At 36.4% G+C, this 13,586-nt stretch carries 13 protein-coding genes; 7 read left to right on the plus strand and 6 right to left on the minus strand.

All coding sequences use genetic code 11. The annotated features are described in order from the left end of the window. The first annotated feature begins 45 nt into the window (after positions 1–45). From hisC to DBR39_RS05635, 7 genes are all read left to right on the plus strand, one after another. Positions 46–1,071, plus strand: coding sequence for a histidinol-phosphate transaminase (gene hisC, locus DBR39_RS05605; RefSeq protein ID WP_124531237.1), 1,026 nt, complete (start codon positions 46–48; stop codon positions 1,069–1,071). Positions 1,072–1,231: 160 nt separating this feature from the next. Further along, positions 1,232–2,326, plus strand: coding sequence for a bifunctional histidinol-phosphatase/imidazoleglycerol-phosphate dehydratase HisB (hisB, locus tag DBR39_RS05610; RefSeq protein ID WP_124531239.1), 1,095 nt, complete (start codon positions 1,232–1,234; stop codon positions 2,324–2,326). 2 nt (positions 2,327–2,328) lie between these two features. Next, positions 2,329–2,907, plus strand: coding sequence for an imidazole glycerol phosphate synthase subunit HisH (hisH, locus tag DBR39_RS05615; RefSeq protein ID WP_124531241.1), 579 nt, complete (start codon positions 2,329–2,331; stop codon positions 2,905–2,907). Positions 2,908–2,909: 2 nt separating this feature from the next. Beyond that, positions 2,910–3,632, plus strand: a complete 723-nt coding sequence (hisA, locus tag DBR39_RS05620; protein ID WP_124532044.1) for a 1-(5-phosphoribosyl)-5-[(5-phosphoribosylamino)methylideneamino]imidazole-4-carboxamide isomerase — start codon at positions 2,910–2,912, stop codon at positions 3,630–3,632. Then, a complete protein-coding gene (gene hisF / locus DBR39_RS05625) occupies positions 3,625–4,377 on the plus strand; it encodes an imidazole glycerol phosphate synthase subunit HisF (protein WP_124531244.1) in 753 nt (250 codons plus the stop codon). Before hisA ends, hisF begins: the two co-directional genes overlap by 8 nt. Further along, positions 4,374–4,961, plus strand: coding sequence for a bifunctional phosphoribosyl-AMP cyclohydrolase/phosphoribosyl-ATP diphosphatase HisIE (gene hisIE, locus DBR39_RS05630; RefSeq protein ID WP_124531246.1), 588 nt, complete (start codon positions 4,374–4,376; stop codon positions 4,959–4,961). The genes hisF and hisIE overlap by 4 nt, the downstream gene beginning before the upstream one ends. 299 nt (positions 4,962–5,260) lie before the next feature. Then, positions 5,261–7,384 carry a TonB-dependent receptor gene (locus DBR39_RS05635; protein ID WP_124531248.1) on the plus strand — a complete coding sequence of 708 codons (2,124 nt, stop codon included), beginning with the start codon at positions 5,261–5,263 and terminating at the stop codon, positions 7,382–7,384. A gap of 72 nt (positions 7,385–7,456) precedes the next feature. On the opposite strand, the gene DBR39_RS05640 is transcribed toward DBR39_RS05635, so the two are convergent. The 6 genes from DBR39_RS05640 to DBR39_RS05665 form a co-directional block, all read right to left on the minus strand. Beyond that, complete coding sequence (locus DBR39_RS05640; RefSeq protein ID WP_124531249.1) at positions 7,457–8,620, minus strand: M28 family peptidase; 1,164 nt, start codon at positions 8,618–8,620, stop codon at positions 7,457–7,459. 209 nt (positions 8,621–8,829) lie between these two features. Then, positions 8,830–10,005 carry a M28 family peptidase gene (locus DBR39_RS05645; protein WP_124531251.1) on the minus strand — a complete coding sequence of 392 codons (1,176 nt, stop codon included), beginning with the start codon at positions 10,003–10,005 and terminating at the stop codon, positions 8,830–8,832. A 63-nt stretch (positions 10,006–10,068) separates the two neighbouring features. After that, on the minus strand, positions 10,069–11,250 hold the full coding sequence (locus DBR39_RS05650) for a M28 family peptidase (protein ID WP_124531253.1): 1,182 nt from the start codon (positions 11,248–11,250) through the stop codon (positions 10,069–10,071). A 464-nt stretch (positions 11,251–11,714) separates the two neighbouring features. After that, positions 11,715–12,059, minus strand: coding sequence for a 50S ribosomal protein L20 (rplT, locus tag DBR39_RS05655; RefSeq protein WP_103233532.1), 345 nt, complete (start codon positions 12,057–12,059; stop codon positions 11,715–11,717). 118 nt (positions 12,060–12,177) lie between these two features. Continuing rightward, positions 12,178–12,375: a 50S ribosomal protein L35 gene (rpmI, locus tag DBR39_RS05660; protein ID WP_002979658.1), complete on the minus strand. Its 198-nt coding sequence runs from the start codon at positions 12,373–12,375 to the stop codon at positions 12,178–12,180. Between the two features lie 223 nt (positions 12,376–12,598). Beyond that, the gene (locus DBR39_RS05665) at positions 12,599–13,420 is read right to left on the minus strand and encodes an alpha/beta fold hydrolase (protein ID WP_124531255.1); all 822 of its coding nucleotides are present in this window, start codon (positions 13,418–13,420) and stop codon (positions 12,599–12,601) included. Positions 13,421–13,586: the final 166 nt, after the last annotated feature.

Raw genomic sequence — 13,586 nt, forward strand, 5'->3', positions numbered from 1 at the left:
TTAAATAATCGTTTGATAATCAATTTTAAAACGAAAAGCAATACAATGAAAAATAACAGTATCAAAACTTTAGTACGAGAAAATATATTACAATTACAGCCTTACATCAGTTTCAGGGATCACAATGAATTCAATGCTCCCGTTATGCTGGATGCTAATGAAAGTCCTTTTGGGGAGTGCAACCGCTACCCGGATTCTACCCAGAAAAGGCTTAAAAGCAGGCTTGCGGGGCTTAAAAACCTTTCACCCTCACAGATTGCCATTGGAAATGGAAGCGATGAGCTGATAGACCTTATCATTAAAATTTTCTGTGAACCTAAAAAAGATGCCATTCTGATGATGAATCCTTCCTTTGCGATGTATGGCTTTTATGCGACAATCAATGAGAATAAAGTGTTGAAGCTGGATCTGGATGAAAACTTTGAGATTATCAAAAATAATTTTTTAAAGGTTTCAGAAGATCCCTCTCTTAAAATTTTCTTTTTATGCTCTCCCAATAATCCTACCGGAAACAGTATTGATGATATTGAATTTTATCTTCAGAACTTCAACGGAATTGTAGTGGTAGATGAAGCGTATATCGAATTTTCCGGGAAAAAATCGAGTGTGGAGCTGTTGGATCAATATTCTAATCTGATTGTGTTGCAAACATTCTCTAAAGCATGGGGAATTGCCGGAGCAAGAGTAGGTATGGCTTACGCATCGGAAGAGATTATCAGTCTTATCAATACGGTAAAAGCACCTTATAACGTGAATGTATTGAGCCAGGAACTGATTTTAAAGACGTTGGATGATGAAAACAGACTTCAGGACAACGTAAATAATATTCTGGAGGAAAGAACATGGCTGCAGGAACAGTTTAACGAAATTGAATGCATTTCAAAAGTATTTTCCACAGATGCGAATTTCTTTCTGATCAGGATGAAAAACGTGGATGAAGTATATGGAAAAATGCTTGAAGAAGAGATTTTAACCAGCAGAAGAGATCCTGCTATTCCCGGATGTATCAGGATTAATGTGGGAAATCGTAGTGAAAATGAAAAGCTGATCAGTTTTTTAAAAGGAATATAAATAAAATTACTTGTTAAAATATAAAGCATTAAGGAAAAGAAAGATGATAAGAAAAGTTAAGGTTCATCAAAGATGAAATAATAAAATAGCTTTAGCTATGCTCTTAATCATTCTTAATCACTTAAAAAACTTAATGGTTTAAAAAAAAAATAAAAAACATATGAAAAAAGTACTCTTTATAGACCGCGACGGAACGCTGATCATTGAACCTCCTACAGATTTTCAGGTAGATTCTCTGGAAAAGCTTGAGTTCTATCCGGGTGTTTTCCAAAACCTTTCAAAAATAGCCAATGAGCTGGATTACGAACTGGTGATGGTAACCAATCAGGATGGATTAGGAACGGACAGTTTTCCTGAAGAAGATTTCATAAAACCTCATGAAAAAATGGTGCAGGCATTTGAAAATGAAGGGATCATTTTTAGTGATATTTTAATTGATAAAAGCTTTGAATCCGAAAATCTTCCTACCCGGAAACCAGGAATCGGAATGCTTGGAAAATACATCTACGGCAATTATGATCTGGAAAAGTCCTATGTAATTGGTGATCGAAGTACTGATGTACAACTGGCTAAAAATCTGAAATCTAAAGCTATTTATCTTAATCAGAGCTTCAATGAGGAAGCTGAGCTGTCTACGACAAAATGGTCAGACATTTATCAGTTCTTAAAATCAGGAATGAGGAAAGCTAAAGTGTCCCGAAAGACCAATGAGACCGATATAGAAATTGAAGTGAATATTGATGGAAACGGAAGGTCAGACATCTCAACCGGTCTTCACTTTTTCGATCACATGCTGGATCAGATCGCGAGACACGGGAATATGGATCTTACCATTAAAGTGAAAGGAGATCTTGCTGTAGATGAGCACCATACGATAGAAGATACCGGAATTGTTCTGGGAGAAGCCATTGTAAAAGCTTTAGGAAAGAAAAAAGGGATTGAAAGATATGGTTTCCTGCTTCCGATGGATGACTGTCTCTCTCAGGTGGCTATTGATTTCGGTGGAAGACCCTGGCTGGTTTGGGACGCAACGTTCAAAAGAGAAAAAATCGGAGATGTACCTACGGAAATGTTCTTTCACTTCTTTAAATCTTTTACAGATTCCTCGAAATCGAATCTGAATATCAAAGCAGAAGGTGATAATGAACACCACAAAATTGAATCTATCTTTAAAGCCTTTGCAAAAGCCGTTAAAATGGCGGTAAACCAATCGGATACTAATTACAGCCTGCCTTCTACAAAAGGAAGTTTATAAATATGATCGCTATAATAAAATACAACGGAGGAAATGTAAACTCTGTTCAGAATGCCCTCAACAGGCTAGGAGTTGATTCTGTGATCACCGATGATCCCGAGCAGATCTTAAAGGCCGATAAAGTAATCTTTCCGGGCGTAGGAGAAGCTTCATCCACCATGAAACTGTTGAAGGAAAGAGAACTTGATCTTCTTATTCCGAGCCTTAAACAACCGGTTTTAGGAATATGCCTGGGTATGCAGCTGATGTGTAAAGGCAATGAAGAAGGGAATACTGAAGGAATGGGAATTTTTGATATCAATGTCAGAAAGTTTCCAGCAAAGGATATTGTTCCTCACATGGGCTGGAATACGCTTTCAGGGCAGTCTTCGGCATTGTTTTCACGGATGGATAAGAACACTGATGTTTATTTTGTTCACAGCTATTATTGTGAACTTTCGGACTTTACAACTTCTGTTTGCGATTACATCCTGCCGTTCAGTGCTTCTTTGCAGAAAGATAATTTCTATGCCGTACAGTTTCACCCTGAAAAATCAGGAATGGTAGGAAATCAGATAGTAAGCAACTTTATAAATTTATAATGATGAAAATAATTCCGGCTATTGATATTATCGACGGTAAATGTGTCCGTTTATCAAAAGGAGATTACAGCACAAAGAAAATATACAATGAAGACCCTGTAGAAGTGGCGAAAGAATTTGAAAGTTTCGGCATTCAGTTTCTTCATCTGGTAGATCTTGATGGGGCGAAATCAAAGCATATTGTCAATCAGAAGGTTCTGGAAAATATTGCCGGAGCGACTTCATTGCATATCGACTTTGGAGGAGGCTTAAAAACGCAGGAGGATATTGAAACAGCCTTTAATGCGGGGGCAAAACAGATCACTTTAGGAAGTATTGCGGTTCAGAATCCTGAATTCTGTTTCGAAATGATGCAAAAATATGGTCCTGAGAAAATTATTTTAGGAGCAGATTGTGAAAACCGGAAGATTAAAACTTCAGGCTGGCTGGAAGAAAGTGATCATGACATCATTGATTTTATTCTTCAGTATCAGGAAAAAGGAATGCAAACCACTATTTGTACTGATATTGCAAAAGACGGAATGCTGGAAGGTCCGTCAACAGGGCTTTATATTGAGATTTTATATAAAACTTCTGTTCAGCTCGTGGCAAGCGGCGGGATTTCGGGGATTGCTGATGTCTATAAAATGAAAGATATCGGATGTACGGGAACAATCATCGGAAAAGCGATTTATGAGGGCAAAATAAGCTTGCAACAACTTCAAAACTTTATTGAAAATGCTTAAGAAAAGAATTATTCCCTGTCTGGATATTAAAGACGGATGTACGGTGAAAGGAGTCAATTTTGAAGATCTTAAAAATGCAGGAGATCCTGTAAAACTCGCTAAAAAATACGAGAAGGAAGGAGCTGATGAACTTGTTTTCCTGGATATTACCGCGACCATTGAAGATAGAAAAACATTTGTAGAACTGGTAAAAGATATCGCAAAAGAACTTAGTATTCCTTTTACTGTGGGAGGTGGAATTTCGTCTGTAGAAGATGTGAGAAAGCTTTTGGAAGCTGGTGCCGATAAGATCAGCATCAATTCCTCAGCGGTAAAAAATCCAATGCTTATTTCTGATTTGGCTAAAGAATTTGGCAGCCAGTGTGTGGTGGTAGCTATTGATACAAAACAGGTTGGTGATATTGATTTGGTTCATATCAAAGGAGGGAGAGAAGCTACGGAACTTCTTACGGTAGAATGGGCACAGGAAGCTGCATCTCTGGGAGCAGGTGAAATTCTATTGACATCTATGAATGGTGATGGTACAAAAAATGGTTTTGATCTCCGGATTACAAAGCTGGTTTCAGAGGCAGTGAGTATTCCTGTGATCGCTTCAGGTGGTGCGGGAACGGTTGATGACTTTGTTCAAGTATTTAATGAAACAAAGGCTACGGGAGGATTGGCAGCCAGTATTTTCCATTTTAATGAAATAGGCATTCAGGATTTAAAAACTCAATTAAAAACTCAAAAAATAGAAGTACGATGAACATAGATTTTAATAAAGATAACGGTCTTGTTCCTGTGGTTATTCAGGACAGCAGAACCTTACAGGTATTAATGCTGGGCTATATGAATGAAGAAGCTTTTGAAAAAACAAAGAAAGAAGGAGTCGTTACTTTTTTCAGCCGTTCCAAAAACAGACTCTGGACAAAAGGCGAGGAATCGGGTAATTTTTTAACGGTAAAAAGTATTGATGTAGACTGTGATCAGGACACAATATTAATTAAAGCTGTTCCTAAAAACGTAGTCTGCCACACAGGAAGTTTCAGCTGTTTCGGAGAAAAGAACGCCAAAGGGTTTTTATATGAACTGGAAGAAAAAATAGCTCAGAGAATAGATGGTAAAGCTGAAGATTCTTATACCTACGCACTCTATCAGAGAGGAATGAATAAAATGGCTCAAAAAGTAGGTGAGGAAGCTGTAGAACTTGTCATAGAAGCAAAAGATAATAACGAAGAACTCTTTAAAAATGAGGCTGCAGATCTGTTGTATCACTTCCTGATTTTATTGAAAGCCAAAGGGTTTTCGCTGGAAGAAATTGAAGAAATTCTTAAAAATAGAGATAAATGAAGGGGCTGTCTCAAAAGTGTCATTCTGAGCGAAATGAAATGCAGTGAAGAATGACACTTTTGAGACAGCTCTTTTTCATTAAAACAGAAAAAAATATGGTTGAAAGTTTATACATGATGATTATCAGTTGATGTTAATAAAATAAATTATAATAACTGTATATATTGATTATTTTATTTAAATATACTTGAGGATTGCATTTAAAACTATATCGTAGAGTTAATTGTTAAAACACCCAAATTTCGGAAACTGCTAAAAACCGTACTTTTGTTTTTAATTATTCTAAATAACACTTAAGTATGAATAAATCTATTTTTTTGATAGGGAGCCTTGTGGCATTTTCTCAGGTCGCTGCCCAGAAAAAAGATTCATTAGAACAGAACAGGCTTGATGAAGTGATTGTTACCGCATCAAGATCTCCGGAAATTGTAAAGAAGACAGCTTCTACCGTCAATATCATCAGTAAAAAAGAAATTACAGAACAATCATTGATCTCTGCCGATCTCAGCAATATTCTTGCCTACAAAGTACCTGGACTCGCGTTCGGAAATAATCTGGTGAGCAATAGAGGGCAGACATTAAGAGGAAGAAATGTTCTGATCATGATCGAAGGAATTCCGCAATCCAGTCCCTTGCGTAACAATGACAGGGAAATCAGAAGCATTGATCCTTCGGTTTTAGAACGAATTGAAGTCGTAAAAGGTGCAACTTCCATTTATGGGAATGGTGCAGAAGGAGGGATCATAAATTATATTACTCAAAAAAGCACTTCTGGTAAAACCTTTTCAGGCAGAACCGTATTAGGATTTACCAGCCATGATTTGTTTAATAACAAAATGTTCAAATCAGATGGTGGTGCAGGGTACAGAGTTTCACAAAGTTTCTTTGGAAAAGCAGGGAAGTTCGATTATCTTGTGAACGGAACATTGACTCAGAACGGAGTGAAAATAGACGGTGATGGATTGGTTCAGAATCCACGATACGGATTGGGAGAAACTGCTGTCAATAATATTTTTGCGAAAATAGGGTATGACCTTAATGAAAATAACAGACTGGAAGTGATGTATAACTACTATTCGAGTCTGCAGGATTCCAGGTATATTTTGGATCTTGGGAAATACGGAGAACAGCCTTCTACCGGAAAATTAGGAGATAGAGAAGGGGTGAAAGAAGGAACAAGATATAATCACAACGGGTATCTTAAATATATCAATAAGAATATTTTCCGTAACACTAGTCTTAATACAACCTTGTATTTCCAGGACTTCTATACCATTTATGACTATAGAAATGCGCCGAGATGGAAAACAGGAGGACAGTCAGCCATTTTAGAGAAAAAATACGGATTTAGAGCAGATTTCAATACGGAGTTTGGAAAAGATAAAGGATTAAAAGGTTCATTAACTTATGGTTTGGATCTTTTAAATGAAAAAACAAGCCAGCCGTTGGTCGACGGAAGAATGTGGGTTCCTGAAATGAATATGCTGGCTGCAGCACCTTTTGTACAGGGAAAATTATTTCTTACCGATGATCTGACAGTAAAGGCAGGAGTCCGATGGGATAAAATGTCGGTAAAAATTCCGGATTATACTACTTTACCATCTAATAAAGATGTCCCATTTAATGTAGAGGGAGGAAGATTAAATTATTCAAATCTCTCTTATAATGTAGGTGTGAGCTATGTTGCGTTTGATTTCTTCCAGCCTTTCACTTCTTATTCACGAGGGTTTAATATCTATGACTTGGGCCGTGTGCTTAGAGATGCTAAAAGCAATGTCTTAAGTGAAATTAATACTGATCCTGTAGTCATTGACAATTATGAAATCGGTTTCAACAGTAAAATCGGGCAGTATGTAGATTTTTCTGCCAGTTATTTCTATAATTATTCCAAGCTGGGTGCTGATCTCGTTTCTGTGAATGGTTTCTGGACTCCGCTTAGGGCTCCTCAGTACATCAACGGAGTTGAATTGTCAGTGAATGTCTATCCAACACAAGGCTTAACTATCGGAACCAATTATACTTACCAGGAAGGAAAAGTAGATGTGAAAAATGATAACAGCTACGAAAAATATTTAAGTGGTTTGAGAATTGCGCCCGCAAGGTTGAATTCTTTTGTTAAATGGAATGATAAGGCTCAGAAATTACAGTTAGGAGTTTATCATATGTACTCATTTAAAAGAGATAAGTTTGAGCCCGCAGCCTCAGGAAAGTATGATGAAGGAGAAGGTCCAGTGAAAAGCTTTAACCTTTTCAATGTTCAGGGAAGCTATAAACTGAATAAACTCCTGACCATAGGACTTGGAATAGAGAATGTATTCAATACCTCTTATTTCACACCAACATCAATGTATACTGCACGTGATGCGGAATATGTACGCGGAAACGGAAGATATTATACGGTTTCCCTTAATTTTAATTATTAATATTAATCCTTTTTATAAAAACAGCCCTTTTCGTAATAGAAAAGGGCTGTTTTTTTTCAGTGAGATTATCTTTTATCTTTCAATCATGATATTTTTTACAAGCGTCTGATCACCCACTTTCAAAACTCCGATATAGACTCCGTTTTGAAGACCGGAAATATCCACCTTTCTTTCATTATTCACTTTAAGCATTGTTCTTCCCATAGAATTGTTGATTTCAAAACTGAAATTACTTTCTTTAGAATCCGGTAATTCAATGTTAATAACATTGCTGGCGGGATTAGGATAGATCTTTACAGCCTCTAGTGAATTTTTTGCTACAGGTAGTGTTGTAGAAGCCGTTGCAAAATGTTGTAATGCACCTACAGTAGCCTTTCCAATATTATATACATACACAGGATCCATATTGGTAAAAGTATCTTTGGAAGTATGTGGATAATTGCTTCTTATTCTTTCAAAAAAACCGGTAATCACTTCACCTTTCTGTTCAAAAGGGATATAATCGGTATCTGCTGCCGGATCTACAGCCGTCTGAAGAGGAGAATAGAGTGCTGTACAGTTTCTCAGCTGCTGCGTTACCGCTGCAGAAGCAGCATTGTTGCTGGAAAGACCTCCCTGATCTTCATCACAATATACCGTATTGTTGTTATTTCCTTTCACACCGCCTACCTGGTCCAGGTTGATGACCAGTTTGATATCCAATTTGCGGACACCTCCCTGATATACCACATTATTGACATAGTGGGTGCTTCCTCTCAATCCCTGCTCTTCACCGGAAAAGTGAATGAATTTTATAGAATATTCAGTCGGAACACTTTTCAGAATCCTTGCTGCTTCAAGAATAATAGAAGTTCCGCTGCCATTATCGTTTACACCAGGGCCAGTAATGGTGTCAAAATGCCCGCAAATAATAACATACTTGTTGGGATAAAGAGTTCCTGTTTTAGTGATGATTAGATTTTTAGAGCTGGTACTCCCGAAAGTAAAAGGGCTTTCCTCTATCTGACTGGCTGTATACCCGTAGGAAAGGTACTTGTTTTTAATCCAGTTCATGGTATTGACATTAGCCTGCGAACCCGTAGTTTTTACTCCCAGATTACTAAATTCCTGTAAATTGGCCGTGATATTAGCCTGAGTAACCATATCAGCCCTGTTTTTATAAGCTTGAATAAAACTTTGAGCTGAAATACCCTGCATCATCACTGCAGTGCATACAAGTGTTGTGAATTTTTTCATATATAATATTATTTTGGTAACACGAATGTAGTAAATAAATCACAACGAAGTGTTTAATGTTAATAAAATAAAATGAATTTTATTATGAATATCATATTAATAAACGGGGACATGTTGTAAATGTCTCAATATCAATACTGGCAAAAAAATAAAACCTCTGAATTGCTTCAAAGGTTTTGTATATAACAAGATTTTATGGTAACCTGAATTTATCTTTCAATCATAACTTTTCTTACTACCGTTTGATCTCCGGCTTTTAAAATACCAAGATAAGCGCCATTTTCCAGTCCTGAAGCATTGATTTTTGTTTCGTTGGTTCTCTTGAAAATAGACCGTCCCTGAAAGTCCGTAATTTCAAATGTGAAATTCTTAATCCCGGAATCAGGAAGTTCAATATTGATGATATCTTTTACAGGATTAGGATAAATTTTTACGGTTTCCAATGTGTTTTTCAAAACAGCTTCATGGGTTCCCAATGTTCCGGTAGCAACGGCAAAATGCTGTAAAGCGCCTACAGCTGCCTTTCCTATATTGTAAATGTATACAGGATCTGTATTGGCAAAAGTATCACTCACAGTATGCGGATAGCTGCTCCTGATTCTTTCAAAGTAGCCTGTGATTACTTCACCTTTCTGCTCAAACGGAATATAATCTGTAGCTTCTGCAGGGTCTACAGCCGTCTGAAGAGGAGAGTAGAGTGCAGTACAGTTTCTTAATTCCTGCGTCACTACCGCAGAAGCAGCATTGTTTGAGGTAAGCCCTCCAAGATCCTGATCACAATAAACGGTATTGTTATTATTTCCCATCACACCGCCTACCTGATCCAGATTAAAGACCAGTTTGATATCCAAAACACGGTTGCTTCCCTGATAAGCTACAGTATTTGCATAATGGCTGCTGCCGAGAAGCCCTTGCTCTTCCCCGGAAAAATGAATGAATTTTATAGAATATTCAGTTGGTACATCTTTCAGAATCCTGGCTGCTTCAAGGATAATAGAAGTTCCGCTTCCGTTATCATTGATGCCCAAGCCAGTAATACTATCGAAATGTCCACAGATGATTATATATTTATTAGGATATACAGTTCCTGTCTTGGTAATCACAAGATTTTTAGAAGTATAGCTTCCTGCAGTAAAAGGATCCTCTACCATCTGGCTGGCTGTATATCCATAGGAAGTATACTTATCTTTAAGCCATGTCAGCGCATTGGCATTCGCCAGTGAACCGGTCGTCTTTACCCCTAAATTGGCAAATTCCTGAAGGTATGTTGTAATATTGGTCTGAGTTACCATATTCGCTCTGTCCTGATAAGCCTGAATAAAACTTTGGGCTCCAATACTTTGAATAGCAAGAGAAGCCAGTAAAAATGTAGTGATTTTCTTCATTTTTTGATCGTAATGTGTAATATACTGATAAAGTAAACTTAAATCAGTATTTCCGGTCCTGCATTATTTGTTGATGATTATCTTTTTTGATGTATTTCCTTTATCCGTCTTAATCAGAATGGTATACACTCCATTTTTTAAGCCGGAAGTATTTATTTTTTCCTGATTTTCAACTTGTAAAACCATGTTTCCTGCCATATCATTAATTTCAACTTTGAATTGTTTTACTTTTTGTTGAAATTCCACTGTGACAAGATCTTTAGCAGGATTAGGATAAATTCTGATGGCTTCTGCTGATTTTTGTGCAGAGCTTTCATTAGTGCTTAAAAGATTATTGGTTGTTGTGGCAACGGCAAAATGCTGTAATGCACCCACAGCAGCTTTTCCAACATTGAAAATATATACAGGATCAAGATTAGCGAAAGTATCACTTACGGTATGTTGATTATTACTTTCGATGGTTTCATAGAATCCGGTAATGGTGTATCCTTTAGCTTCAAAAGGCATATAATCTGAGCTGTAAGCATGAGATAGATTGGTCTGAAGAGGAGAGTAAAGGGTAGTACAGGTCATCAGTTCCTGTGTCATCGTATTGGATATTGCATTGTTGGAAGATACTCCGCCTTCATCTCTTTCACAGTTGATGGTATTGTTGTTATTTCCTATCAGGCCTCCTACCTGGTCGATATTTAAAACAAGTTTGATATCCAGAACACGGGTGCCTCCTTGATAAGCAACATTATTTACATAATGATTACTTCCTACAAGACCTTGTTCTTCTCCTGAGAAATGAATAAACTTGATAGAATATTCTGTTGGAACATCTTTCAGAATTCTTGCTGCTTCCAGGATAATAGAAGTTCCACTGCCATTATCACTCACTCCAGGACCTGTAATAGTATCGTAATGCCCACAGATAATGACATATTTGTTAGGATATAAAGTTCCGGTTTTGGTAATAATCAGGTTTTTTGATGTATTGCTTCCGTAGGTGAAGGCGTCTTCAGAAAAGTCACTTGCGGTATATCCATAAGAAAGATATTTGTTTTTAATCCAGTCCAAAGCATTGTTATTAGCTGTTGTACCTGTTCTTTTTATTCCAAACCCGGCAAATTCCTGAAGATTTGTATTGATATTGGTTTGAGTAACCATATTCGCCCGGTCTTTATAAACCTGAATAAAACTTTGGGCATCAATGGCTTGCAATGCAATTGATGTTAACAAAAAAGCTGCAACTTTTTTCATTTTGATACTTTCTTTAGAGATTGCTAATATAGCAATAAATCATCATTTATTATTGATGATTGTATTCATTCGTGTTATTTCAATTGTTTTTTTAATAATAATATATCATTTTATGCAGTTTGTTAGAATTATAGGTTTTCATTCATTTAATGATAGTTTTTTATTTATTTTTTTCTTTAGTTTTATTAGTATTGTGTTAAATGTTTGGTGTTTTGATCTTTAATATGATATTTGTATTTGATGATATGTCAATTTATATGAAAATATGCTGGCTGAAACCAGATTTTGAAATAAAGATTAAAGAAGTTTGTCTGCTAAATTGATCGAGTGAATATCGCTATTAATAAAGCAATTGAATCTTAGTACCCGTCTTATGATATATCTTATTTTGTAGGGCAGAAGTATAAAAATAAAAAATCCCGGGCGAACCCGGGACTTATATTGATAACAAAATCTATTCTACATTATTTTACTTGATCTACAACAGCTTTGAAAGCTTCAGGGTGATTCATTGCTAAATCTGCTAAAACTTTTCTGTTTAGTTCGATGTTGTTCTTCTTAAGAGTTCCCATAAACTGAGAGTAAGACATTCCGTGCTCTCTAGCTCCCGCGTTGATACGAGTGATCCAAAGTGCTCTGAAATTTCTCTTTTTCTCTTTTCTACCACGGTAAGCATATTGCATTGCTTTTTCTACCGCGTTTTTAGCTACAGTCCAAACGTTCTTTCTTCTTCCGAAATAACCTTTAGCGTGCTTAAAAATTTTCTTTCTGCGAGCTCTTGAAGCTACGGCATTTACTGATCTTGGCATAATTTAAATTGTTTTTTTGAAAAGGGCGGCAATATATATTGCTCTTAGTGGCACCGTTTCAGGGTTAAAGTGTTGAATTTGTTTGAATTCTTATAAACCGAATATAGATTTATAAAAACTACTTAATTGCTAATTGACGTTGAACGCTTTTTTCGTCCACTTTAGCTACGTAAGAAGTAGTAGTAAGATTTCTCTTCTGCTTAGTTTCTTTCTTAGTTAAGATGTGGCTTTTGTAAGCATTTTTTCTTTTGATCTTACCAGAACCAGTAAGAGCAAAACGCTTTTTAGCACCTGATTTCGTTTTTAATTTTGGCATTGTTTTGCTTTTTTATTGTTTTTGTTATCAATATCTGTATTGGTTACCCCTAAGGACATTAGGAATAATAGTTTGCAAAATTACGAAAAAAATGTGACACGTGAAAGTAAATTTTAATCTGTATCTGTAGAGGGATTCTTATTATGAAATTTAAAAGGCAAACCCGTATTGGTACGGGTTTGCCTTTTTATAATAGTAAGCTATTTAACTTTGTCTTTTAAAACTATGATTTGAAGAATTCTAAAAGATCTTTGTTGATCGTTTCAGCTTCTGTTGTCGGCATACCGTGTGGGAAACCTGGATACGAGATAAGCTTTCCGTTTTTAAGAAGGGTAGCAGCTACTTTACCTGTTGTTTCAAAAGGAACGATCTGATCATCTTCACCATGCATAACAAGCACTGGCACCTCTACGCTTTTAAGATCATCCGTGAAGTCTGTTTCAGAAAAAGCTTTTACACAATCATAATGCGCTTTAATAGAACCGCTCATTCCCTGTCTCCACCAGTTTCTCTGGATTCCTTCAGAAACATTGGCCCCTTCTCTGTTGTAACCGTAAAAAGGGAAGGTAATATCAATGAAGAATTGTTGTCTGTGGTTAGCTGTATTATTTCGGATATCATCAAAAACCGAAATAGGAACTCCGTTCGGGTTATTCTCATTCTGAACCATAATAGGAGTAACTGCACTTATCAGAACGGCTTTTGAAACTCTTCCGTTACCGTGTTTTGCTACATATCGGATAACTTCACCACCTCCTGTAGAATGCCCTACATGGATGACATCTTTTAGATCCAATGCGGCAACTATTTCTGCTACGTCAGAAGCATAAGTATCCATATCATGTCCGTAAGGAGTTTGTTCAGATTTTCCGTGTCCTCTTCTGTCATGAGCAATTACCCTGTAACCCTTTTCTAAGAAAAAGAACATCTGTGCATCCCAGTCGTCACTTGATAGCGGCCATCCGTGATGGAAGAAAACCGTTTGTCCTTTTCCCCAATCTTTGTAATAAATCTCTGTTCCGTCTTTTAATGTAAGTGTGCTCATTGTTTCTTTTTTTATGATTAATAAATAGTGTATTTGACTTTTTTATATTCACAAATGTAGATAGAAAATCTTCACTACATATTGATCTAAGATAATAATTGATTAAGAATTTTTAAACAATAATAATATACAGGTAATAGTAGTTGAAATGCATGGTGTCTGCCAT

The organism is Chryseobacterium sp. KBW03 (assembly GCF_003852415.1).
Lineage (GTDB): Bacteria > Bacteroidota > Bacteroidia > Flavobacteriales > Weeksellaceae > Chryseobacterium > Chryseobacterium viscerum.